The sequence below is a fragment of the Variovorax paradoxus NBRC 15149 genome (assembly GCF_001591365.1).
GTDB lineage: Bacteria > Pseudomonadota > Gammaproteobacteria > Burkholderiales > Burkholderiaceae_C > Variovorax > Variovorax paradoxus.
The window spans coordinates 99196-123130 of sequence record NZ_BCUT01000002.1 but is presented as its reverse complement, the minus strand read 5'-3'; the positions used below and the strand labels follow the sequence as shown (position 1 = coordinate 123130).

The 23935-nt window shown below is 68.4% G+C and carries 22 protein-coding genes; 5 read left to right on the top strand and 17 right to left on the bottom strand.

Features of this window, described 5'->3' with window-relative positions; genetic code table 11:
* Positions 1-5: 5 nt before the first annotated feature.
* The 14 genes from hypB to VPA02S_RS15405 all read right to left on the bottom strand — a co-directional run bounded on the left by hypB (position 6) and on the right by VPA02S_RS15405 (position 11480).
* Entirely contained in the window at positions 6-863 is an 858-nt protein-coding gene (gene hypB / locus VPA02S_RS15470; RefSeq protein ID WP_062364625.1) for a hydrogenase nickel incorporation protein HypB, read from the bottom strand.
* Positions 864-874: 11 nt separating this feature from the next.
* Entirely contained in the window at positions 875-1222 is a 348-nt protein-coding gene (gene hypA / locus VPA02S_RS15465; protein WP_018904274.1) for a hydrogenase maturation nickel metallochaperone HypA, read from the bottom strand.
* The gene (locus VPA02S_RS15460) at positions 1215-2354 is read right to left on the bottom strand and encodes a hypothetical protein (RefSeq protein WP_062364624.1); all 1140 of its coding nucleotides are present in this window, start codon (positions 2352-2354) and stop codon (positions 1215-1217) included. Before VPA02S_RS15460 ends, hypA begins: the two co-directional genes overlap by 8 nt.
* On the bottom strand, positions 2351-2896 hold the full coding sequence (hybE, locus tag VPA02S_RS15455) for a [NiFe]-hydrogenase assembly chaperone HybE (protein WP_062364622.1): 546 nt from the start codon (positions 2894-2896) through the stop codon (positions 2351-2353). The genes VPA02S_RS15460 and hybE overlap by 4 nt, the downstream gene beginning before the upstream one ends.
* A complete protein-coding gene (locus VPA02S_RS15450; protein ID WP_062364620.1) occupies positions 2893-3150 on the bottom strand; it encodes a rubredoxin in 258 nt (85 codons plus the stop codon). Before VPA02S_RS15450 ends, hybE begins: the two co-directional genes overlap by 4 nt.
* A complete protein-coding gene (locus VPA02S_RS15445; protein ID WP_062364618.1) occupies positions 3132-3998 on the bottom strand; it encodes a hydrogenase expression/formation protein in 867 nt (288 codons plus the stop codon). The genes VPA02S_RS15450 and VPA02S_RS15445 overlap by 19 nt, the downstream gene beginning before the upstream one ends.
* Positions 3999-4009: 11 nt before the next feature.
* Positions 4010-4513: a thioredoxin domain-containing protein gene (locus VPA02S_RS15440; RefSeq protein ID WP_062364616.1), complete on the bottom strand. Its 504-nt coding sequence runs from the start codon at positions 4511-4513 to the stop codon at positions 4010-4012.
* Positions 4510-4854 carry a HypC/HybG/HupF family hydrogenase formation chaperone gene (locus VPA02S_RS15435; RefSeq protein ID WP_062364615.1) on the bottom strand — a complete coding sequence of 115 codons (345 nt, stop codon included), beginning with the start codon at positions 4852-4854 and terminating at the stop codon, positions 4510-4512. The genes VPA02S_RS15440 and VPA02S_RS15435 overlap by 4 nt, the downstream gene beginning before the upstream one ends.
* A 7-nt stretch (positions 4855-4861) precedes the next feature.
* On the bottom strand, positions 4862-5497 hold the full coding sequence (locus tag VPA02S_RS15430) for a HyaD/HybD family hydrogenase maturation endopeptidase (protein WP_062364612.1): 636 nt from the start codon (positions 5495-5497) through the stop codon (positions 4862-4864).
* Positions 5498-5500: 3 nt separating this feature from the next.
* Positions 5501-6229 (bottom strand): Ni/Fe-hydrogenase, b-type cytochrome subunit, encoded by a 729-nt coding sequence (gene cybH, locus VPA02S_RS15425; RefSeq protein ID WP_062364610.1) that lies wholly within the window; start codon positions 6227-6229, stop codon positions 5501-5503.
* A 28-nt stretch (positions 6230-6257) separates the two neighbouring features.
* On the bottom strand, positions 6258-6875 hold the full coding sequence (locus tag VPA02S_RS15420; protein WP_062364608.1) for a HupE/UreJ family protein: 618 nt from the start codon (positions 6873-6875) through the stop codon (positions 6258-6260).
* 29 nt (positions 6876-6904) lie between these two features.
* A complete protein-coding gene (locus VPA02S_RS15415) occupies positions 6905-8761 on the bottom strand; it encodes a nickel-dependent hydrogenase large subunit (protein WP_062364606.1) in 1857 nt (618 codons plus the stop codon).
* A gap of 34 nt (positions 8762-8795) precedes the next feature.
* Positions 8796-9887 (bottom strand): hydrogenase small subunit, encoded by a 1092-nt coding sequence (locus VPA02S_RS15410; protein ID WP_062364605.1) that lies wholly within the window; start codon positions 9885-9887, stop codon positions 8796-8798.
* A 312-nt stretch (positions 9888-10199) separates the two neighbouring features.
* A complete protein-coding gene (locus tag VPA02S_RS15405; RefSeq protein ID WP_018904262.1) occupies positions 10200-11480 on the bottom strand; it encodes a DUF3422 family protein in 1281 nt (426 codons plus the stop codon).
* A 266-nt stretch (positions 11481-11746) separates the two neighbouring features.
* Here VPA02S_RS15405 and VPA02S_RS15400 point away from each other — a divergent pair, with 266 nt between their 5' ends.
* Entirely contained in the window at positions 11747-12445 is a 699-nt protein-coding gene (locus VPA02S_RS15400) for an HAD family hydrolase (RefSeq protein WP_051128008.1), read from the top strand.
* A gap of 239 nt (positions 12446-12684) precedes the next feature.
* Here VPA02S_RS15400 and adeC read toward each other — a convergent pair whose 3' ends face one another.
* From adeC to VPA02S_RS15385, 3 genes are read right to left on the bottom strand one after another with little or no spacing between them, the layout of a single operon-like run.
* On the bottom strand, positions 12685-14145 hold the full coding sequence (gene adeC / locus VPA02S_RS15395; protein WP_018904260.1) for an AdeC/AdeK/OprM family multidrug efflux complex outer membrane factor: 1461 nt from the start codon (positions 14143-14145) through the stop codon (positions 12685-12687).
* Between the two features lie 10 nt (positions 14146-14155).
* A complete protein-coding gene (locus VPA02S_RS15390; RefSeq protein WP_062364603.1) occupies positions 14156-17317 on the bottom strand; it encodes an efflux RND transporter permease subunit in 3162 nt (1053 codons plus the stop codon).
* A gap of 13 nt (positions 17318-17330) precedes the next feature.
* On the bottom strand, positions 17331-18539 hold the full coding sequence (locus VPA02S_RS15385; RefSeq protein WP_018904258.1) for an efflux RND transporter periplasmic adaptor subunit: 1209 nt from the start codon (positions 18537-18539) through the stop codon (positions 17331-17333).
* Between the two features lie 140 nt (positions 18540-18679).
* Between VPA02S_RS15385 and VPA02S_RS15380 the strand changes: the two genes are divergently transcribed.
* The 4 genes from VPA02S_RS15380 (at position 18680) to VPA02S_RS15365 (ending at position 23843) form a co-directional block, all read left to right on the top strand.
* Positions 18680-19303, top strand: a complete 624-nt coding sequence (locus VPA02S_RS15380; protein WP_018904257.1) for a TetR/AcrR family transcriptional regulator — start codon at positions 18680-18682, stop codon at positions 19301-19303.
* Positions 19304-19357: 54 nt separating this feature from the next.
* A complete protein-coding gene (gene baeS / locus VPA02S_RS15375; protein WP_062364601.1) occupies positions 19358-20740 on the top strand; it encodes a sensor histidine kinase efflux regulator BaeS in 1383 nt (460 codons plus the stop codon).
* A 234-nt stretch (positions 20741-20974) separates the two neighbouring features.
* Positions 20975-22438 carry a SidA/IucD/PvdA family monooxygenase gene (locus tag VPA02S_RS15370; protein ID WP_062364598.1) on the top strand — a complete coding sequence of 488 codons (1464 nt, stop codon included), beginning with the start codon at positions 20975-20977 and terminating at the stop codon, positions 22436-22438.
* Positions 22439-22448: 10 nt separating this feature from the next.
* The gene (locus VPA02S_RS15365) at positions 22449-23843 is read left to right on the top strand and encodes an MFS transporter (RefSeq protein ID WP_018904254.1); all 1395 of its coding nucleotides are present in this window, start codon (positions 22449-22451) and stop codon (positions 23841-23843) included.
* The last annotated feature ends 92 nt before the right edge of the window (positions 23844-23935 follow it).

Sequence of the window (23935 nt, the reverse complement as noted above, 5' to 3'; positions counted from 1 at the left end):
GGGCTTCAGTGCGCGAGGCGGCGGGTGCCGCCATCCGCATCGGCGAGCCAGTCGAGCCAGGCGGCCATGCCTTCGCCGCTGGTGGCCGACAACTGGATGACCCCGATGGCCGGGTTCACGCGGCGCGCGCCTTCGATGCAGCGTGCGACGTCGAAGCGCAGGTGCGGCAGCAGGTCGGTCTTGGTGAGCACCATCAGCTGGGCGGCCGCGAACATGTCCGGATACTTGAGCGGCTTGTCCTCGCCCTCGGTGACCGACAGCAGCACCACCTTGGCGGCCTCGCCGAGGTCCCAGAGGGCCGGACAGACGAGATTGCCCACGTTCTCGATGAACAGCAGGCTGCGCTCGTCCACATGTGAAGGACCGTGTGCATGGTGGTGCAGCTGCGCGAAGGCCTGTTCGATCATCGGGGCGTCCAGATGGCAGCCCTTGCCGGTGTTCACCTGGATGGCCGGCACGCCGGTCGCTCGGATGCGCTCGGCGTCGAAGCTCGTCTGCTGGTCGCCTTCGATGACCGAGATGGCCAGGGCGGGATGGCGCGCCCGCAGTGCGTCGATGGTGGCGCACAGCAGGGTGGTCTTGCCCGATCCGGGGCTGGACAGCAGGTTGAGCGCATTCACGCCGTGCGCCGCGAAGTGGCCGCGGTTGCGCGCGGCAACGCGGTTGTTCTCTCCGAGAATGTCGGCCTCGAGCCGGATGGTGCGCTCCTGGCTCAGCCCGGGCACCGACACGCGCGCCGCGCCGGTACCGAAGTGCAGGTCGCCTCGAGGAGGATGAACGTGGCCGTGGCCGTGGTCATGGTCATGGTCATGGCTGTGTTCATGCTCATGTTCGATCTCGGCGCATCCGCAAACGACACACATGATGGGTCTCCTTATGAATCTTCGACTTGCAGTTCGAGCACGCGCAGCTCGGTGCCGCCCGTGGCCTGAAGCTGATGGCTGCGGCAGCGCGGGCAGGCGTCGCCGCGCCGCGTGATCTCGACGCTGGCGCCGCAGGGCATGCACCACGCGGTGCCGGGGGGCTCGAGGATGTCGATCGACGCGCCCTCCAGACAGGTGCGGGGTGCGATCGCCTCGAGCGCGAAGCGCAGGGCGCGCGTCTCCACGCCACAGAGCTGCCCCGCCTCCAGCCGCAGGGCGGTCACGCGATGGAATCCCTCGCGGCGTGCCGCGTCTTCGACGAGCTTCAGGATTCCGCCGGCCAGGCTGGCTTCATGCATGGGGCAACTCCGCGGTGGCTGTGCGCGACTCGACCGCGAAGCGCACGCACGGATCGTACGCGGCCATCAGGATGCACAGCAATGGCCCCGCTTCGCGGCCCTCGGCCGGCATGCGCTCGAGCGCATGCACCACGGCGCCGAGGGGATGAAAGTTCCAGTCGGTCGGCGCCACGACGTCGTAGCCGGCCACGCGCCGGTCGGCGGGCGGGCCTTCGATGCGCGCGCGATGAATCAGCAGGCCGCGTGCCGTTTCGACCCATGCCAGGCCTTCACCGGTGCCCGTCTGCAATGCGCCGGTCGCGAGCCATCCGGTGCCGGCGCGTCCGGGCGTGTCGGGCAGCGACAGGCGCGCCAGGTCGGCGATGCGGGCGCCCAGCCGTTCCCATGCGCTCGCCGGCGCATCGGCACGCAGGTCGTGCAGGCGGGTCCAGGTTCCGGTCTCGGCGCATCGGCCGCGCCAGGTGGGCGCGGCGGCATCGAAGGCGGTGCCCAGTCCGTCGGCGAGCGCGCGCAGGTCCGCCGGACTGCCGTGGGGGCGCAGCGGTGCCGCTGGCTGCAAGGGGCGACTCCCGAGTGCCGCAGAGGCGTGCAGCAGCGCAGGGAGCCAACCGCGCCCGCGCTCGCTCCATTGCGCGAGCCATTCCGCGGGCTCGCGTTCCCACAGCGCCAGCCAGTCGGCGGGCGAAGCGCCCAGCAGATCCGCGAGCCAGGCAATGCCTTCCGCGTCACCCTTCGATCGCGCGCCATCGGCCAGCCACGGACATCCCAGCAACGAGGTGCGGCTGCTGTCGGCCCATGCGGGCATGGCCCCCGGCACGTGCAACTCGACCGGCCAGTCCAGGCCGATGCGCAGCGCGTGGTCGCGCGCGGTCTCCCGGCGCAGTGCGCGCCGCTGCGCGGCCGATCCGAAGGCTTCCTGTCCTTGGGCCGCTGCCAGCGCCAACGTGGCGCACAGGAAATGGGCGTGGCCGCACAAGGTGAACAAGTTGGCCAGCAGGTGCGGCGCTTCGGCCGCGGACCGGCCCGCCAGCAGCAGGCCGGCGAGCGCACGGCGGTCGCTCGCCAGGTTGTGCGGGCGGCGCAGGCCCGGCCGCACCCGCAGCGTGCCGGCAAGGGTCTGGAGCGTGGTCACGGGGCCTGCCTCTGCGTGGCGCCGCGGCCGAGCAGGAAGCTGCGCCGCGCCGGCGCCGCGGCCACGGGCTCCCCGCTGGCGATGACGGGCCGGCGCAGCTGCGCCAGCAGCGCCGAGGCGGTGGCGATCGCATCGGCCTGGGTGCCGAACTCGAACATGGGCGAGAACATCGAGCAGGCCTCGAACGATCCGAAGCCGTCTTCGTGCGCGCCGGTGAAGGTGAATTGCTCGTGGCCGACCTGGCGCAACCGGCTCGTGCCGACCCGTGCCGGCATGTCGCGGCGCACGAGCGGGAATCGCACGAGGTTCATGAACCAGGGCGTCACCAGCACGCCGGCCGCATTGCCGGATTCCGAAGCGGCCTGCACCTCGCTGCGCCCGCCCAAGGGCTCGAGGCCGAAGTCGACCGCCTCCACGCGCAATGCGGTGTTCATGAAGGGCAGGCCGGCCATGCGGGAATGCGCGATGCCGTCGAACAGGGCTTCCAGCGCGCGCGTGCGCAGCGTCAGCTCTGCGTGTCCGGCGCCGTGGGTGAGGGTCATGGGCCGCCCGCCTTGTCGAGCACCATGAACTGGTCCGCGTCGCCGTCGCATTGGGGGCAGCGCCAGTAGTCGGGCAGGGCGGTGAAGGCCGTGCCCGGGGCGATCTGCCAGGTCTCGTCGCCCTCCGCCGGGTCGTACACCCACCAGCAGATCTTGCATTCGAGCCGCGTCGACGCGCCCAGCTTCGCGCGGTCGCCGAGATAGCTCCCCTCGAAGCGCATGGGACCGGCCGTGGTCACGCGCTCTCGATCCATTGCAGCACCTCGGCCAGCCGCTCATGGGAATCCTCCAGGTCCTCGCGTGCGGCCTGCGCGACTTCCGGCAGGTCGCCCACCTCGACCGTGTTCAGGATCACCACGTCCTGCGAGTTGTAGTAGACGACCCGCCAGCAGTTCGGCATGCGGGTGTTCGAAATGCGGCAGTTGCCATAGCCGCGCGACAGGATGAGCACGCGGCCGGTGCCCAGGTGGTGGTCGAGAAAGCCGATGTCCTCCACCGACATCGGCAGCAGCGTGAGGTTGATGACCTGCGCCGGGCAGCCCGGCACCCAGGCGCGCCAATGGTCCTCGATCTCGGCCAGCAGGGCGGGCGCGTTCTGCACGTTGGGCGGCAGCGGGCCAGACCACCTCGGCACCTCGGGCGCGACGTCCTCGCGCGCGACGGCCTTGAGTGCATCGGGGATGGCGCCAAGCTCGATGCTGTCGCTCGCGACAACGCCGTCGAGCGACCCGATGACGCGCCAGACGCCCGCGAAGACGGACTCCTGCACCCGCAGCTCGCGCGGCGGCGTGCCCTCGTGCCGCACCAGGGCACTGACTTCGCCCTCGCCGAGCACCTGGTTGACGAGGGCGAGGTCGCCCGCCGCGAGGCCGTCCAGCGCGATGCGGCGGTTGCCGCCTTCACGGCAGACGATCGCCAGCTGCGCGAGCGCATCGCGCAGGGCCGCGCGTGCCGGCTGGTGGGCCGCGAGTTCCTCGGGCTCCGGCAGTGCGGGCGCGCGGAAGGTTTCCATGCCCTGCGGCATGGCCATGTAGGCAAGCTCCTCTTCCTCGGGCTGCGAGCCGGGGCCGATGGTGCGCACGGGAATGGGGAAGTCTTTCATGGATGCGATCCTCAGTGACAGGCATTGGCGGCGCCGGTGGCGCTCACGACCGGGATGCCGATCGTCGGCGCGCGGCCCACCGGGCTCGCCAGGGCGGCTTCGACCCGCTGCAGGAACACGTCCCAGTCGTGCATGCCCGGCACGGTGCCGACGTAGCCGCCGTCGCGCAGGAACAGCAGCGTGGGCCAGCGCTGCGAACCGAAGCGGCGCGCGACCTTGTCCTCCAGGTCGCGCGGCACGACGGCCACGGCAAAGCGGCCTGGGAAGCTGCGCATCAGTTCAGGCAGCACGGCGGCCACGTCCTGGCCTTCGGGAAAGCGCACCGGATCGCCCGCGAACAGCACGACGCGGTCGCCGCCCTGCGCGGACCAGGCGTCGATGCTCTGGTCGTCGACCCAGGTCGCGCCGAAGTCATCGACCAGGCGCGCGATGAGCGCGGAGCCCTCGCGGCGCGTTTCGGGCTGCTGGACCGGGAGGCGCACGAGCGTCTCGGTGCCGGTGGTTTCGAGTGTCATGAAGGGCTTTCGGTGGTTTCGTCGGCAAGGCGCAACGGCGGCTGGCCGCACAGCGCGAGAAGTTCCTGCGTGCTCGCGGCGGAGGGAAGCGCGAACGCAGCCGCGGTGCCTCCTGGGGCGCCGGCCTGCGCCGCCGCGAGCAGGTCGAGCGTGGCGTCGATCTCGGCAGCGCGCCGCGCATCGATGCGCTCGCGGACGCTGTCGAGGAAGACCAGCACCCAGTCGCCAACGGCGGGCTCGGCCACCAGCAAGGTCCGGACGCGGCGCTGCTCGCCCCGCCCGGTGCAGATGGCATGACCCGGCTCGATGGAGAGGATCTGCATGGGAATGCCGATGCACATGATTGGCTCAGGCCGGCTGCCGGGCAGGCGCCGGCAGGAAGCGTTCGTCGCCATGCCGGCAGGCTGCGTCCTCGGCGGGCCGTCCGGCCTCGTAGCGATCGAGGTCGAGCTGTTGGAAGGTCACGGCGTCGGGCCCCGGCAGCGGGTGCCTGCGCGGACGCGGCATGGCGCCCCAGCGGCGCAGTGCGTCGATGCCGAGCGCGAGCGCGTCCTCCATCGCAAGCTTCACGGCCGGGCGCAGGCTGCCGCCGTAGTCGTCGAGTTCTTCCGGCTGGCAACCGACGAGCAGCACGCGCTGCGGATAGCGCTCGGTGAGCTGCGCCAGCATGAGGACCTCCTGGAAGCCGGTCTGGTGCAGGCTCATCTTCTTGGCTCCCATGAAGCGCGGCACCTCGTCGTCCTCGATCAGCTTGAGCGTGCCGGCAGGCAGGCCGTAGTCGATCGCGTCGAAGATCAGCAGCCGGGTGGCCTGCTGCACATGCTGGATCAGGTAAAGCCCCTGCGTGCCGCCATCGATCAGCCCCACATGCGGCGCGAACTCGTAGCGCCGCTGCAGTGCTTCGACGCAGCGCACGCCAAAGCCCTCGTCGGCCCACAGCACGTTGCCGATGCCGAGCACGCAGATCGATTCATCGCGCGGCATGCGTCAATCCTTGAACGTGCGGTGGCCGGAGATCATCGTGCTGACCACGCTGGAGCGGCCCATGATGTCTTCCCGGATGGCGGCATACACATGCACGATCACGAAGACGATCAGCCCCCACATGCCGAGGTGGTGCCAGGTGTGCACGTCCTGCGACTGCCCGAACAGCGGGATGACCCAGCCGAACAGATGGTCTTGCCAGGAGCCGCGCTGGGCGCCTTCCGCGTACAGGGCGAAGCCTGTGACGATCATGAAGACACACAGCAGCAGGAACCCGAAGAACATCGCGAAGCGCGCCAGCGGGTTGTGGCCCACATAGCGCCCGGGACGCGCGCTGACGAAGGCGTACCACTTCGCCATGCCCCAGATCTCCTGCCAGTAGATGCGCTGGAAGATCGGAACCCAGAACAGCTCGCGCGCATGGTGATTGCCGACGACCGCCCAGTAGATGCGGCCGAGCAGGCCGACGGCGAGCACGTAGCCCGCCGCGAAATGCGCGAACCGGATGTAGCCCATCAGGAAATGCGCGCTGGCCTCGCCGGGCTGGGTCGGCAGCGGCGAGCCGATGAAATACCCGGTGAGGGCCAGCACGGTGATCGCGAGCGCATTGATCCAGTGCCAGATCCTGACCGGGGCTTCGTACACATAGACCGATTTGATCGACTGGCCGTGCGCGACGCTGCTGTCGTCGGCACTGCGCGCCGTTACCGGGCGGGATGATGTCGTGTTCATGGCGTGTTCCTGCGGTGCTGCGCTGGCCTCAGACGCGCGCAGCGAGCATGAAAAGCCCGCTGCCGCCAATCAGCGCGGAGGCGGCGCGCCAGGCCCAGCCCGGCAGCCGCTGCAGCGACGCGCCGGCACACAGGCCCACGATGTGCAGCAGCGTCGAGGCGGCCATGAAGCCGGCCGCGTAGGCCATGAACGAGTGGCCCCCGGCCAGCTCGGCGCCATGGGCTTGCCCGTGGAGCACACCAGCCATCGCGACGAGGGCGAAGCCGGTGACCGGTGCGATGCGCCTGGCGTTCAGCATCAAGGCAGCGAGGGCGGTGACGCTGAGCGCGATGCCGGCCTCGACCCACGGCAGGCCGATGCCGCCCGCGGCCAATGCGGCGCCGGGCAGCAGCGCCGCAAGGAAAACCGCCGGGCCGGCGGTGCGCCACGCCTTGGGCAGAGCGACCACCGACCACATCCCTACGGCCACCATGGCAAGCAGGTGGTCGAGGCCGCCGAAGGGGTGGGCGAGGCCGGCCGCGAAGCTTTCGGCGCCGTGGCCCGGATGGGCCTGGGCCGACGAGGCCACCGCGAGCGCAGCCACGGCGGCCAGGCCCTTGGCGACCGACGTTCGAACGCGAGCGGTCGATGTGGTTTGGATCTGCATGTGCTTGTCTCCGTTGTTTTGGGGTCGATTCATCGCACCGTGACGCTGGTGAGTTCCTGGCCGTCCGGGCTCATCACGTGCGTCGAACACGCGAGGCACGGGTCGAACGAATGCAGCGTGCGCAGGATCTCGACGGGCTGCTCCGGATCGGCCATGGGCGTGTTCATCAGGCTGGCCTCGAACGCGCCGATCTGCCCCTTGGTGTCGCGCGGGCTGCCGTTCCAGGTCGTCGGCACCACGCACTGGTAGTTCTCGATGCGGCCATCCTTGATGCGGATCCAGTGGCCGAGCGCGCCGCGCGGCGCGGCGACCGTGCCGACGCCCTTGGCTTCCTTGGGCCAGGTGGCCGGGTCCCACTTCTCGACGTTGGCGGTGCTGGTGTCGCCGGCCTTGATGTTGGCCACCAGTTCCTGGAAATCGTCCAGCATCATCTCGGCGCAGTACTGCGCTTCGAGGGCGCGCGCGAGCGTCCGGCCGATGGTCGTGGGCAGCAGCTGCTTCACCGTGTACTGGGTCTCGGGCATGCCCAGCGCCTTCGGGAACACCTTGTTGATGATCGCGGCGGACAGGTCAACCTGCTCCTTCACGCGCTGGCAGTGCGGATTGCCTTTTGCCGCGTGCGCGTAGCCGAGGATGTAGCGTGACAGCGGCCCCACCTCCATGGCATGGCCGCGCCAGCGCGGGGACTTGATCCACGAGTACTTGGCGCTTTCGTCCAGCCGCTCGATGTTGGTTCGCGTGCCCTTGGTCTTCGCGCCGAGTTCGTAGTTGGGCTCGGTCACGCCGTCCCAGGGATGCAGGCCCTTCGATTCGTCGGCGTACTTGTACCAGCTGTGGTTGACGAACTCCTGCACCTGCTCAGGGTCGCGCGGATCGACCGGCAGGATTTCGTTCCAGTTGCCGCCCAGGATCGCACCGCCGGGCAGCTGCTGGGTCTTGCGGTCGCCCATCACCTTTTCGTAGGTGCCGTAGTCCATCACGTTGGTGGCCGAGAGGCCGCCGCCGTAGAGCCATCCGGCTTGCTTGTAGATGGTGCCGATGGCGAGCACGTCGGGGATGTACACGTTGTTGTTGAACTCGATCATTTCGCGGATGCGCGCCTCGATGAAGTTCAGCCGCTCCATGTTGACCGGTGCGCCCGCCGCGCCGTCCTTGTCGATGTTGATGGCGCAGGGCACGCCGCCCACCAGGTAGTTCGGATGCGGGTTCTTTCCGCCGAAGATGGTGTGGACCTTGACCCACTCCTTCTGCAGGTCGAGTGCCTCGAGGTAGTGCGTCACCGCCATGAGGTTGGCCTCCGGCGGCAGCACGTAGGCCTTGTTGCCCCAGTAGCCGTTCATGAAGGGGCCGAGCTGCCCGCTCTCGACGAACTTCTTGAGCCGATTCTGGATGTCGCGGAAGTAGCCCGGCGACGACATCGGATGCGAAGGCGACACGGTCTGCTGCAGCTCCGACGTCTTCTTCGGGTCGGCCTTGAGCGCGGACACTACGTCGACCCAGTCGAGCGCATGCAGGTGATAGAAGTGCACGGCATGGTCATGCTCCTGCAGCGTCTTGGCCATGATTTCGCGGATCAGGTAGGCGTTCTTCGGGATGGTGATGCCGAGCGCATCCTCCACCGCGCGCACCGAGGCCAGCGCATGGCAGCCCGTGCAAACGCCGCAGATTCGCTCCACAAAGGCCCATGCGTCGCGCGGGTCGCGGCCCTTGAGGATCACTTCGAGGCCGCGCCACATCGTGCCGGTGGACACGGCGTTGCGGATCACGTTGTTGCTGTCGACGTTGACTTCGCAGCGCATGTGGCCCTCGATGCGCGTCACCGGGTCTACCACGATGCGGCGGCCCGTGTCGTCCATCCTGAAGCCTTGTGTCTCGTATGCACTCATTTGTTTTTTTCCTTGCCGTGGGAGCGTGGGGGAGTCAGCGCCCGGTGTCGGCCGGTGCCTGGGTGTCGTTCTTTTTCTGCGCGGCGCGCTTGATCGCGGATGCAGCGGCGTGCGCGACGGCGGCCGCTCCGACCACGCCGGCAGCGGTCGCGCCGACCTGGTCCGCGTTGGCCTCGACACCGAACTGGTGGATGTCGGTCAGGCGGTTGTAGAACGAGCCCTTGTCCCAGAAGCCGTCCTCCGAGCAGCCGATGCAGCCGTGGCCCGCCTTGATCGGAAAGCTGGTGCCTTCGTTCCACTGCACGGTCGAGCAGGCGTTGTAGGTGGTCGGGCCCTTGCAGCCGACCTTGTAGAGGCAGTAGCCCTTGCGCGCGGATTCGTCGTCCCAGGCCTCGACGAACTGCCCGGCGTCGAAGTGCGGCCGTCGGTAGCACTTGTCGTGGATGCGCTGGCTGTAGAACATCTTCGGGCGGCCCTGGCGGTCGAGCTCGGGAATCCGGTCGAAGGTCAGCATGTAGGTGATGACGCCGGTCATGACCTCGGCGATCGGCGGACAGCCCGGTACCTTGATGATCGGCTTGTCGAAGATCACCTTGTGGATGGGGGTGGCCTGCGTCGGGTTCGGCTTGGCGGCCTGCACGCAGCCCCAGGAGGCGCACGAACCCCACGAGATGATCGCCTTCGCGTCTTTCGCGACGTGCTTGAGCTGGTCGATGAAGGGCTTGCCGCCGATGATGCAGCTCATGCCGTCCTGGTTGAGCGGCGGGTTGCCCTCCACGGCCAGGATGTAGTTGCCCTTGTACTTCTTCATGATCTCTTCGAGGATCGCCTCGGCCTGGTGTCCGGCGGCAGCCATCAGCGTGTCGTCGTAGTCGAGCGAGATCATCGACAGCACCACGTCCTTGGCCAGCGGATGCGCCGAGCGGATGAACGACTCCGAGCAGCAGGTGCATTCGAGGCCGTGAAGCCAGAGTACCGGCGTGCGCGGCTTGGTTTCCATCGCGTGGGCGATCTGCGGCACGAAGGCCGGCCCGAGCCCCAGGGATGTGGCGGTCAGCGAGCAGTACTTGAGCAGGCTGCGGCGCGAGATGCCCTGGCGGCGCATCACTTCGTAGAACGTTTCCATCGTGTGCTGTCTCCTTGCCTTTGCGGCGATGTCGTGGACAGCGGGCCTGCGAGGGGCCGGCGGCCCCAGGCGATGCCTGCTGCCCCCTCTTCATCGCAACTTGCGGACCAGTGCGAAAGCCCCCGAGGGAATACCCTGCGGGGGCGCGGCAACTGCTTGATTTGATTGGGCAAATGCGAGCGACACGGCAAGCGCGAGTCAGCGTCCGGGCGGCATGCCGACGCAGCGCTTCCAGTCCGGCCGCCAAAGTGCAAGCACTGCTTCCACCAGCGTCCGCGGTCCGGGTGGCAGCCCGGACAGATGCGGTGTGGCCTAGCTGTCCGCCGACTGGTGCAGATGCCGGCGCAGCCGGCGCATGTTGAGCAGCACGAGCAGCGCGATCGCCGGCACGGCCACCAGCGTCACCGCGGTTTCGGGCCAGCCCATGGCCTTGGCCAAGGGCTTGAGCAGGTAGTTGGCGAGGCCGACGCCGTAGTAGGTCATGGCGATCACCGACAGGCCCTCGACCGTCTCCTGCAGCCGCAGCTGCAGGCCCTGGCGCCGGTCGAGCGAGCTGAGCAGCGCCTGGTTCTGGCGTTCGCGCTCGACCTCGGAGCGCGTCTGCAGCAGCTGCGCGGCCCGCGCGATCCGCTCGGACAATTGCACCTGCCGCCCGGCCGTGGCCGCGCAGCTGTCCATGGCCGGACGAAACCGGCGCTCCATGAATTCGGACAGCGGCTGCAGGCCCGGCACCACCGCCTCGCGCAGATCGACCAGCCGCTGGTTCACGATGCCGCTGTAGGCGCGGGTGGCCGCGAACCGCGCGCTGTTCTCGGCCATCGCGTGCTCGACCTGGGCCGCCAGCGTGACGAGCTCGTGCAGCAGGACCTCGTCGCGGTCCGCCGCATCGTGGAAGCGGGCCATCAGCGAGGCCAGCTGCGTTTCTTCGGCCGCGAGCTGGCCCATGCGGCGGGTGGCCAGGGGCAGGCTGAGCAGGGCCATCATGCGGTAGGTGTCAACCTCGATCAGGCGCTGGACGGTGCGGCCCGCGCGCCGCCGGTTCATGGCATGGTCGAACATCAGGAAGCGCGTCACCCCGGCTTTGGCGCGAAGGTCCGACACCACGGTGGCCGCACCTTCGGCGACCCGGTTGCCCACCAGCAGATCGCTGCCGAAGAGCGGCGCCACCACGCGCGCATGGGGTGGATCGCCGGGACAAGGGAGCACGGCCAGCTGCGTCGCAGAGATCATGCGGCCGGGCAGCGTGGCCAGCCAGTCGTGCGGCAGGGCAGCGAGCCAGCCGGTGTCGAAAGCCCCGTCCATCGCGAGCTCGCCAAGATCGGCGAACACGGTGAAGGTGTGGAACTCCGTGTGGCGCTCCCAGCGCACGCGCAGCGCGCCGCAGCGCACCTGGCACTGCGTCGCGGTGCCCGCTCCGGAGGCGTCGCCGTCCAGCCGCGCCAGATGCGCGATGCAACGCGCATCGTCGTCCGGGCCTTCGCGCAGCGTGGCAATGGCCAACGCGGCACCTGGCGTGGAAAGCGGCTCGAAGGGGCGCGCGTGGATTTCGTCGGCCAGCTGCTGGCGTCCTTCGACTTCTGTCGGCAGTTTCATTTCGGGTTCCGGCAAGTGCAACGCTTATTGGATGCGTCCGAGCTCGCGCCCAGTTGCGCGAGGATCGGGATTGGGCCACATGGACCTGGAATTGCGTGAAGGGCGTGAAGGCAGCTCCGCGCGCGGGGCTGCCAGCTCGGGAAATTGACGCGATTGATCATGAACAAGACCAGAATTTCCATGGCCGATGACTCCAGTCTTTCCTTGCGAGCAAGGAGAGTACCCGCGGCCGCCGTCGCGCCATTGTGGCTCGCGAGACCGACGCGATGACGTTCCAGGCGATCGCCTTCGACCTGGATGGGACGCTGGTCGACAATGCCGGCGGCGTCGCGCTGGCACTCAACACGGCGCTGCACGAAGCCGATCTGCCTTGCTTCGATCTGCAGCGTGTGCGCGGTTGGATCGGCGACGGGCCCGACGCGCTCATCGAGCGTGCCTTGCGGGCAATCGACTTGCAGGACGTCGACACAGCGTGGCTGTCGACGCGCGTTCGCCGGAATTTCGACGCGATGGTGCTGGGCTTGCCATTTGCCGAATGCTCGATCTACGCCGGTATCGAAAAGCTGCTGGAGCAACTCGGGCGCAAGAACGTGCCGCTGGCCGTGATCACCAACACGCCGACCGTGCTCGCCCGGGCGGTGCTGGAGGAAGCCGGGCTGCTCGGCTGTTTCACCACGGTGCGCGGTGCCGACACAGCGGCGCTTCGCATGCCATCGCCGCTCTTGATCGAACAGGCTGCGAGGGCGCTCGGAACTCGCCCGGAGCGCATGCTGATGATCGGGGGCTCGGCCAGTGCTCGCCAGGCGGCTTGTGCTGCCGGATGCCGTGCGGCCTGGGCCGGCTGGGGCTATGGCCTGCTCGGCAGCGAACAGGGCGACACCGTCTGGCGCCTCGACACGCCCGCGGACCTGCTGGTTCGCATGGCGCTGCCGCAGACTCGTCGCCGTGGGCGGCCGGCAGCCTGAACGCGTCGGTGACGAACGAACCGGTGCGGGAGCGACACGCCGCTGCCGCGCCAGCCAGTGGTGCGGTCACACGGCTGGCATCATGCCGCCAGAAGCGGAAGGACGCTGTCCATTCCGGTCCGCGGCAACGGGACTGGATCGCGCGCCGGCTCGTCGCCGGTGTGCGGGTCCGGCTTGCACCGCTTCATGAGAGGCCTGCGCCGAAGCCCCGAAGGGAAATTTGCAGGCATCTTCTCTCTTCAGGAAGTCGTATCCGGCGACTTCGCAGCCACGGGAGTGCCCGTGGCCTCGTTCCATCCGCCCCCCAACGTCTTGTAGAACGTCACCAGGTTGGTCAGGCGCGACAGCCGGGTGCCGATGAGGTTCTGCTGGGCGGTGTAGAGCGAGCGCTGCGAATCGAGCACGCTCAGGTAGCTGTCCACGCCGCGCTGGAAGCGCGCCTGCGACAAACGGTAGCTGTCCGCCGTTGCATTCACCAGCGACTCCTGCGCGTCGAGCTGGCGCCCGAGCGTACCGCGCTGCGCGAGAGCATCCGAGACTTCGCGGAATGCGGTCTGGATCGCTTTCTCGTACTGCGCCACCGAGATGTCGCGGCTTACCGTGGCGATCTTGAGGTTGGCGCGGTTGGCGCCGCCGTCGAAGATCGGCAGCGTGACCTGCGGCGCGAAGCTCCAGCTGCCCGAGCCGCCCTTGAACAGGCCCGAGAGCTCGCTGCTCGACGTGCCGGCCGATGCGGTGAGGCTGATGCGAGGATAGAAGGCCGCACGCGCGGCGCCGATGTAGGCATTGGCCGCCTTGAGGTCGCGCTCGGCCTGCAGGATGTCGGGGCGGCGCTGCAGCAGCTCCGAGGGCAGGCCCGGCGGAATGGTGGCCAGCGGGCTTGCGGCCAACGCCGCCGCGTCGGACAGGGCCTGTGGCAGCAGTGCGTCCGGCACCTCCGCGCCGACGAGCAGCGCCAACGCATTGCGGTCCTGCGCCACCTGCGCGGTGTAGCGCTCGACGTCCACGCGCGCGGCGTCGACGCTGGTCTGCGCCTGGCGGAGCGTGAGCGCCGAGGCTGCGCCCAGCTCGAAGCTGCGCTGGTTGAGGCGGTACGAATCGCCCTGGCTCTGGAGCGTGTCGCGCGCGAGCTTCAGCCGGTCCTGGTCGGCGGCCAGCGTGAGGTAGCTGGTCGCCACCTCGGCCACCAGGCTGATCTGCGTGCTGCGGCGCGCCTCGGCCGTGGAGAGGAACTGCTGCAGCGCCTGTGCGCTCAGGCTGCGCACGCGGCCGAACAGGTCGATCTCGTACGAACTGAATCCGAGCGATGCGCTGTACTGGCGCGCCGTGAGCGCCTCGCCCGTAGACGACAGGTCGGCCGGGGTGCGGCTGCCGCTGCCGCCGGCGCTGGCGTTCACGGTGGGGAAGAGCGCCGCATCCTGCACCCGGTACTGGGCCCGGGCCTTCTCGATGTTCAGCACCGCGACGCGCAGGTCGCGGTTGTTGGCCAGGCTCATCTCGATCACGCGCTGCAGCGAGGGATCGGTGAAGACATCGCGCCAGCCGAGCTCAGCGATTGGCGTGGCGGGCGCCGGGTCGGCGCCCGCGTCGCCGGCGAACCGACCGGGCACCGGTGCCACGGGCTGCTGGTAGGCGGGCATCAGGCTGCAGCCGGCCATCAGGGCGGCGAGCGCAAGCGGGGTGAAGCGAAGGAGTTTCATGGCGAAGACCTCAGGATGCGGCCGCAGCCGGGTGTGAATGTGAGGCCGGCTCGGCGAAATCGCCTTGGTCCTTGCCCTTGAACAGGCCGCGCACCAGCACGAAGAAAAGAGGCACGAAGAAGATCGCGAGGACAGTGCCCGACAGCATGCCGCCGATCACGGCCGTGCCCAGCGCATGCTGCGCGCCGGCCCCGGCGCCGCTTCCCAATACCAGCGGCAGCACGCCGAGGATGAAGGCCAGCGAGGTCATGAGGATGGGGCGCAGGCGAAGCCGCGCGGCTTCCAGCGCCGACTCGACCAGTCCCTTGCCCTGTGCGTGCAGGTCCTTCGCGAACTCGACAATCAGGATGGCGTTCTTCGATGCGAGGCCGATCGTGGTGAGCAGGCCCACCTGAAAGTACACGTCGTTCATCTTCCACGTGAGGATCGCACCGACCAGCGCGCCCAGCACGCCGAGCGGCACCACCATGATCACCGAGAACGGAATGGCCCAGCTCTCGTAGAGCGCCGCCAGGCAGAGGAACACGATCAGGATCGACAGCGCGTACAAGAGGCCGGTCTGGCCGCTCGAGGCCTTCTCCTGGCGCGACAGGCCGGTCCATTCGTAGCCGATGCCCGCGGGCAGCTTGGCCACCGCCTCCTCGACGATGGCCAGCGCCTCGCCGCTGGAAGCGCTGCCCGGCATGGCCATGCCCAGGATCTCGATGGAGGGAACCCCGTTGTAGCGCTCCAGGCGCGGCGAACCCGAGCTCCAACCCGCCTTGGCGAATGAAGTGAAAGGCACCATGGTTCCGGCGCTGTTGCGCACGTACCAGCGGTCGATGTCCTCGGGCAGCATGCGGTACTGCGCATCGGCCTGCAGCATCACCTTCTTCACGCGGCCCTTGTCGATGAAGTCGTTGACGTAGCTGCTGCCCCAGGCGGCCGAGAAGGTGTCGTTGATGTCGGCCATCGAAAGGCCCAGGGCCTGCGCCTTGTGCGGATCGATCTCGAGCCTGAACTCGGGCGTGTCCTCCATCCCGTTGGGACGCACGGCCACCAGGCGCTTGTCGTTGCCGAGCGTGGCGAGCAGCTGGTTGCGCGCCTGCATCAGGGCTTCGTGCCCGAGGTTGGCGCGGTCCTGCAGCATCAGGTCGAAGCCGGTCGCGTTGCCGAGCTCTGCCACGGCCGGTGGTGCGAAGGCAAACACCTTGGCGTCGCGGATGGTGTTGAAGAAAGCGCCGGCCTTCGCTGCCACGCCCGTCACGCTCAACGCTTCGCCCTTGCGCTCGTCCCAGGGCTTGAGCTTGATGAAGGCGAAACCGGTGTTCTGCCCGCTGCCCGCAAAACTGAAGCCCGCCACCGTGAAGATGCCAGAGACCGCATCCTTCTGGTCGACCAGGAAGTGCTGCTCCACCTGGCGGATCACTTCTTCCGTGCGTGCATTGGTCGCGCCCGGCGGCAACTGCACCAGCCCGAACATCGTGCCCTGGTCCTCGTCCGGCAGAAAACCCACCGGCAGCTTCATGAAGCCGAACACCACCGCCGCCAGCAGGACCGCGTACAGCACCATGTAGCGCCAACCCTTGCCCATCATGTGCCGCACGATGCCCTGGTAGCGGCCGTTGCCGCGGTCGAAGCTGCGGTTGAACCAGCCGAAGAAGCCGGTGCTCGCCATCGCATGGCCCTTGGGCACCGGCTTGAGCAGCGTGGCGCACAGCGCCGGCGTGAGCACCAGCGCCACCAGCACCGACAGCGTCATCGCCGAGACGATGGTGATCGAGAACTGCCGGTAGATCACGCCCGTGGAGCCGCCGAAGAAGGCCATCGGCACGAACACCGCCGCCAGCACCAGGGCCACGCCGACCAGCGCGCCGGTGATCTGGCCCATCGACTTGCGCGTGGCCTCCTTCGGCGAGAGGCCTTCCTCGGTCATCACGCGCTCGACGTTCTCCACCACCACGATGGCATCGTCCACCAGCAGGCCGATGGCCAGCACCATCGCGAACATGGTGAGCGTATTGATGGTGAAGCCGAAGGCCGCGAGCACGCCGAAGGTGCCGAGCAGCACCACGGGCACCGCGATGGTCGGGATCAGCGTGGCGCGGAAGTTCTGCAGGAAGAGATACATCACCAGGAACACGAGCACGATCGCCTCGACCAGCGTCTTGACGACTTCCTCGATCGAGATGCGCACGAACGGCGTGGTGTCGTAGGGCTTCTGCACCTTCATGCCCTGCGGAAAGAACTTCTCGAGCTCTGCGACGCGGGCGTCGACCGCCTTGACCGTGTCGAGCGCGTTCGCGCCAGCCGCCAGCTTGATGGCCAGGCCGGCGGCCGGCTTGCCGTTGTAGCGGCCGACCGTGTTGTACGACTCGCTGCCCAGCTCGATGCGCGCCACGTCGCGCAGACGCACCTGCGCGCCGTTGGTCTGCGTGCGCAGCAGGATGTCCTCGAACTCCTGCGCGGTCTTCAGGCGCGTCTGCGAGGTGATGGTCGCGTTGAGCTGCTGGCTGCCCGCGGCCGGCATGCCGCCGAGCTGGCCGGCCGACACCTGCGCGTTCTGCGCCTGGATCGCGCTCTTCACGTCCAGCGGCGTGAGGCTGAAGTTGGCGAGCTTGTTCGGGTCGAGCCATACGCGCATGGCGTACTGCGAACCGAAGAGGGTGGTGTCGCCCACGCCCTCGACGCGGCTGATGGCGTCCTGCACGTTGGCGGCCACGTAGTCCGACAGGTCGGAGCCGTTCATGCTGCCGTCTTCCGAGGTGAAGGCCAGCACGTTCAGGAAGTTGGTGGCCGACTTCGTGACGGTGGCGCCTTGCTGCTGCACTTCCTGCGGCAGCAGCGGCGTGGCCAGCGAGAGCTTGTTCTGCACCTGCACCTGCGCGGTGTCGGGGTCGGTGCCGTTCTCGAAGGTGAGCGTGATGGTGACCGAGCCCGAGGACTCGCTGGTCGAGGCCATGTAGCTCAGCCGGTCCAGCCCCTTCATCTTCTGCTCGATGACCTGGGTGACGGTGTCTTCCAGCGTCTTGGCCGAAGCGCCGGGGTAGTTTGCCGTGATCGCGACGGCAGGCGGCGCGATGCTCGGGTACTGCGCGATCGGCAGCGTGGCGATGGACATGACGCCGCCCAGCATCACCATGATGGCGAGGACCCACGCGAAGATGGGGCGGTCGATGAAGAAACGTGCCATGGCGGTCTCTCGATCAGTTCGCCGCGCCAGCGGATGCCGGCGGGGCGGCCTTGGCCGTTTGGGTGCCCGGCTTGGAGCTGGGGCTCCACTGCACCGTCTTCACCTCGACCCCCGGCGCCGCGCGCTGCTGGCCGTCCACCACCAGCTTGTCGCCGGCCGCGAGGCCGCTCTTCACCAGCCACTGGTCGCCGACGGCGCGCTCGGTCTCGAGCGCGCGCCGCTGCAGCTTGTGCTGGGCGTCCACCACGTAGGCCATCGGCTTGCCGGAGCCGTCGCGCGACACCGCCTGCTGCGGCACCATGAGCGCCTGCTCCTTCACGCCTTCCTGCAGCACCGCGCGCACGTACATGCCGGGCAGCAGGTCGGCATCAGGGTTGGGAAACACCGCGCGCAGCGTGATGGCGCCGGTGTTCTGGTCCACCGTGACATCCGAGAACTCGAGCTTGCCTTCGATGGAATACGCACTGCCGTCTTCCAGCAGCAGCCGCACCCGGGCGGCGTTGGCGCCGCTCTTTTGCAGGTCGCCGCGCGCCATTGCCTGCTTGAGTTGGAGCACTGCGGCGCTGGGCTGCGTCAGGTCCACGTAGATCGGATCGAGCTGCTGGATGGTCGCCAGCGCGGTCGACTGGCTGGCCGTGACCAGCGCGCCGGGCGTGACCGTTGACTTGCCGATGCGTCCCGAGATCGGAGCATCGATGCGCGCATAGGCGAGATTGATGCGGCTCGTCTCCGCGTTGGCCCTGGCCGCGGCAACGTCGGCCTCGCCTTGCTGCAGTGACGCGGCCGCGTCGTCGTAGTCCTGCTGGCTCACGGCCTTGATGGCGACCAGTTCCTTGTAGCGCTCGGCCTTGAGCCGCGTGGTCCTCAGGCTGGCCTCTGCCTTGGCAAGCGCGGCGACGTTGCTGTCGTAGCTCGCCTTGTACGTGGCGGGGTCGATCTGGTAGAGCGCCTCGCCGGCCTTCACGTAGCTGCCCTCGCGGAACTTGCGGGACTTCACGATGCCGCCGACCTGCGGGCGCACGTCGGCGATGAGGAAAGGCACGGTGCGCCCCGGCAGTTCGGTGGAGATGGCCACGCGCTGCGGCTGCACCGTGACGATGCCGACCTCGGGCGTGCCCGGCGCCGGCGGCGGACCGCCGGGCGGCTTGCCGCAGGCGACCAGCAGGAAGGTGGACACGATGGCCGCGGCAAAGGTCAGGCCATAGGTGAGAGGGGGACGCATCGCGATTCTCCTGGGGAAGGGGCCGGGCGGTGGGGCCGGCCATGGGTTAATTAGACAGTGCTGTACTGAAATGTATTTTGACTTCCAGCGAGTTGTCAATCAATAATGAGCACCTGTGTACAGAAATAAAGAGAAACGAGATGCGAGTCAAGACCGAAGCCAAGCGCGATGCCATCGTCCAGGTGGCGTCGGAAGTCTTCAGGGAACTGGGGTTCGAGGGCGCCTCGATGGTGGAAATTGCCGCACGCGTCGGCGGCTCGCGGGCAACGCTCTACGGCTACTTCAAATCCAAGGAGGAACTGTTCGTTGCCGTGATCCACGCCTCGGCGAAGATCCACTTCGAGCCGATCTTCACGGCGCTGGCAGAGGAGGGCGATGAAGATCTCGCGCGCGTGCTGCAGCGGTTCGGCGAGAAGGTCCTGGCCGTGGTGTGTTCGCAAGAGGTCATCCAGGCGCACAGGGCCGTGATCGCCGAATCGGGCCGCAGCGACATCGGGCGGCTTTTCTTCGAGGGAGGGCCCAAGAAGGGCCTCGCCGAGGTGGCGGGTTTCCTGGAGCGGCAGATGCGCAAGGGCCGCCTGCGAAGCGCCGATCCCACCACGGCGGCACACCACCTGATGGCGCTGCTGGACTCGGAAACCGTCAGGCCGAGTCTCCTGGGCATCCAGGGGCCGCTGACCCGCAGGGAACTGCGGGAGGCGACGCGCCGTGCCGTGCAGGTGTTCCTGGGTGGCTACGCCTCGGCCATCCAACCCGCGGGATGACGGCGGCCGGGACGCCTCCATGCACGCGGTCCGATCGGCAAGCCTCTCGCTCTCATGAAATTCGGCATCCGGGCAAAGCTCTTCCTGTTCGTTCTGCTGGCCTGCGCTGCCGTGGTCGTGGTGCAGGCCATTGCCATGCGGCTCGTGATGGAGCGCGGCTTCCTGGGCTATCTCAACCAGCAGAGCCGCACGCGGCTGGAAGAGATCGTTCCACGCCTCGCGCAAGCCTATGCCGTTCGTGGCAGCTGGGACTTCCTGCGCTCCGACTCCCGGGAGTGGGTGAATCTGGTGTTGCCTTTTCTCCAGGAAGCGAAGGGTGATCCTGCGCTCCAGGAGGCGGCTTCCAGCCAGACCGGCGCACTTACGCGCGTGGGCCTGCTGGACGCGCAGATGCGCCGTGTGGTCGGCAATCCGGGCATCGACACCCATTCGATCCGCGTGCCCGTCGTGGTCGAGGGACGGACAGTAGGCTGGATCGCGACGGTGCCGTTCGAGGCGGTGCTTCCGAAGAACGACAAGCGCTTTCTCGAACACCAGTTCACCGCCTTGACGATGGTCGGACTCGGATCGCTTCTCGTGGCGGCCTTGCTCACTCTCATCCTTGCGCGCACGCTGCTGCGGCGGGTTCGGGATATGGCCCGGGCCACGCACCGCCTGGCCGCAGGAGACTTCGCGTCGCGCATTGCCGATGGCGCCCATGACGAACTCGGGGCGCTGGCACGTGACTTCAACCACATGGCCCGGACGCTGGAGCATGCCGATCGCGCGCGGCGGGGCTTCATGGCGGATATCTCCCATGAACTGCGAACGCCGCTCGCGGTGCTGCGCGCGCAACTCGAGGCAATCCAGGATGGCATCCGTTCATCCACGATCCAGTCGACCAACGCCATGCACATGGAGGTCGAGCGGCTCGGCAAGCTGGTCAACGATCTGCATGACTTGTCGCTGAGCGACGTCGGCGCCATGGCGTACCGGCGGGTTCCCGTCGATGTGGGCACGGTGCTCCAGGCGGCGGCCGAGAGCATGCGGCAGCGGCTCGACGCGGCGTCGCTGCAACTGGTACTGCAGATTGCAGAGGTGCCGCTGATCGTCAGTGGCGACGAGGTGCGCCTGCATCAGCTGTTCGGCAACCTGCTCGAGAATTCGCGCCGCTATACGGATGGCGCCGGCATGGTCCGCGTGGGCTGCGCCCGGCACGGCGCCGCCGCGCTCATCCTCATCGAGGACAGCGCGCCCGGCGTGCCCGACGACAAACTGGAGAAGCTGTTCGAGCGCTTCTACCGCGTCGAACAGTCGCGCAATCGCGCGACCGGCGGCAGCGGCCTCGGACTGGCCATCTGCCGCAACATCGTGCAGGCCCATGAAGGGCGCATCACGGCCTCGGCGTCGCAGTGGGGCGGACTTCGCATTGCGATCGAGCTGCCGCTGATCCGGTGATGCGTCTACGTTGCGGGGATCGGAGTTCCGATTCGCGTCAGCAATGCCAAAGAAGAAAGACGGATTTGCGTATGCGGATTCCGTGCTTCGCTTTTCGCACCAATGGCTGAAGAATCGCCTGTCTTGCCTTCGGGGTGAGTGTCTCCTCGTCGTACCCAAAGCGACGTTTCGCGGGCCCCCTGGGTCCGTTTTTTTTGCACGCACATGCGTGCTTCACGACGACAGGCACTGCAAATGAGTTCCTCTTCCTCCTCCAGCAATCCCGACCACGCCGCGCAGGAAGCGCTGCGCCTGCTCGGCCCCGCGCCCGCCAACTGGGTGCCCGCGCATGCCGGCATCGACCACAACGTGGTCGTCGTCGGCGGGGGCCAGACCGGCAGCGCCTTCGCTTTCGCGCTGCAGCGCGCGGGCGTCGGCGGCGTCAGCGTGATCGATGCGGCGGCCGATGCATCGCAGGCCGGCGTATGGCGCGCGCGGGCGCGCATGCACAAGCTGCGCACGCTCAAGAACCTCGTCGGCCCCGAAGGCCCGGTCACCGCCCTGGGGTTCCAGGCCTGGTACGAATCGCGGCACGGGCAGGCGGCCTATGCCGCCATCGACCGCATCGCGCGCACCGCCTGGGCCGACTACCTGGACTGGTTCCGCGGCATCACCGGCACGGCGGTGCGCTACGGCACGCGCCTGATCCGCTTCGAGCCGGCGGAGGGCGGGGCGGTGCCGCACTTGCGGCTGCACCTCGAAGTGAACGGCGAGCCGCGCACCGAGACCGCGCGCAAGCTGATCTTCGCGAACGGCGTGGCCGGCAGCGGCGCGCCTTTCATTCCCGACCTGCTGGCGATGGCGGTGAGTCACGGCCTTGCGGCCCACACCGGCCACGCGATCGATTTCGCGGCGCTCGCCGGCAAGACCGTGGCCGTGATCGGCGCGGCCGCATCAGCCTTCGACGCGGCCGCCGTGGCGCTCGAAAGCGGCGCCGCAGCGGTGCACCTGTTCGCACGCCGCAATCGGCTCGCGGCCACACCGGTCGCGCGCGTGCGCAGTTATCCGGGCTTCTACGACAACTATCTTGCGCTGCCCGATGCCACGCGCTGGCACCATGCGGCACGCTACCGCCGGCTTGGCACCACGCCGCCGCTGGATTCGGTGGAGCGCGTGCTGAAGTTTCCGAACTTCCATCTGCACCTGGCCGCGCCCTGGCAGGGCGCAGAGGTGCAGGGCGGCAAGATCGTCGCCTTGGTGCACGACGAGCGCTTCCACTTCGATTTTGCGATCGCCGCAACCGGCTACACCCACGAACTCTCGCAGCACCCCGAGCTGGCCGGCATTGCCGATCTGGTGCTGCGCTGGCGCGACCGCTTCGAGCAGCCCGCGCACGAGCGCGACGACGAACTCGGCGCCGCACCCTACCTGGGCGCAGGACTTGAGTACCTCGAGAAGACGCCCGGTACCGCGCCCTGGCTGCGCGACATCCACACCTACAACCCCGGCGGATTCGCCAGCACCGGACTGCCGCTGGGCGACGTGCCCAGCATCCGCGGCTACGTGCCCGCGGTGGTGCGCCGCATCAGCGAGGACCTGCTGTTGACCGACCTCGCGCTGCACGAGGAGCGCACGCGCGCCGAGGTGCCACCCGACTTCGACGAATCGCTCTATGCCGGTGCCATCTGGCAGGCCGATGCGCGGCGGCTCGCGGCCTGAACGGGGCCGAGTGGGCACCGGATCGGAAGGTCTGCGGAGCATCGCGGCGCCGCCATGGACCGGCGCACGCAGCACGGGCATCGGCTGGACCCTGGCCGCAACGAGCTTCGGGTTCGTCGTGGTTCAGCTCGACGTGACCATCGTGAACGTCGCGATGCCGCAGATCGGCAAGGACCTCGGCGCCGGCGCAACCGGCCTGCAATGGATCGTCGACGCCTACACGCTGGCCTTCGCCGCGCTCTTGCTCACGGCGGGCTCCTTTGCCGACCGCTTCGGAAGCCGGCGCGTCTTCAGCCTCGGGCTGGTGCTGTTCGGGCTGGCCTCGCTGTCCTGCGCGCTCGCGCCTTCCATCGGCGTGCTGATCGTGGCGCGCGCGGCACAAGGCATCGGCGCCGCGTTGATCCTGCCTACTTCGCTCTCGCTGCTCTCGCATGCCTGTGCCGGCGACGCGGCGGCCAGGACACACGCCATCGGATGGTGGAGCGCCATCGGCGGCGTGGTGAGTGCCGCGGGGCCGGTGGTCGGCGGCGCGCTCACGAGCGGCCTCGGGTGGCGCTCGATCTTCTTCGTGAACCTGCCGATCTGCGCCCTCGGTCTCTGGGCCACGCGCCGCTACGTTGCCGAAACCGTGCGCGTGGCCACGCAGCGGCTGGACATCACCGGGCAGGTGCTGGCCATCCTCGCGCTCTTCTTCCTCACGCATTCGGTGATCGAGGCCGGCGTGCATGGCTGGGCCGCGGCGTCCGTGCTGTCGGGTTTTGCCGTTGCGGCGGTGGTCATCGCGGCGTTCGTGTTCACCGAATCGCGTGTGGCGGAACCGATGATTCCGCTCGGGCTGTTCCGCAACAAGGCCTTCTCGGCCTCGATCATGCTGGGCGTTGTCATGAACCTCACCTTCTACGGGATGATCTTCGTGCTGAGCCTGTACTTCCAGAACGCCAAGGGCTACACGCCGACCCAGACCGGCTTCGCCTTGCTGCCGTTCGTGGTGATCATGCTGGCAAACCTCGCGAGCGGCCACCTGGCGCGGCGCTACTCGCCCCGGGTACCTGTGGTCGCGGGCTTGCTGCTCCTTGCGCTGAGCTCGGGGTTGCTGCACGGCATCGACGAGACCACGCCCTACCTGCGCATCCTGCCCAGCCTGCTGCTGATGGCCATCGGCGCCGGCATTGCCACGCCGGCGCTGATCTCGCGCACGCTCGCGAGCGTGGAGCCCACACGCTCGGCGACCGCCTCCGCCATCCTCGGTGCTGCGCGCCAGGTCGGCAGCGCCATCGGCATCGCGCTGTTCGGCGCACTGGTGTGGGGGCTGCCGGCGCAGCTGGCCGCGGGGGCCTCGGTTTCGTTCGACCTGTCGACGCTGTTCAGGCTCGCGGGCGTGCTGCTCGCTGTGGTGTGCCTGTGAGATCTTTTTTCGGCCAGAGCCTTCAGGCGGCCATGTAGCCAACGAAGCAAACCGCATATCCGTAGAAGAAAAACTTCCTTCGCGGCACGGGC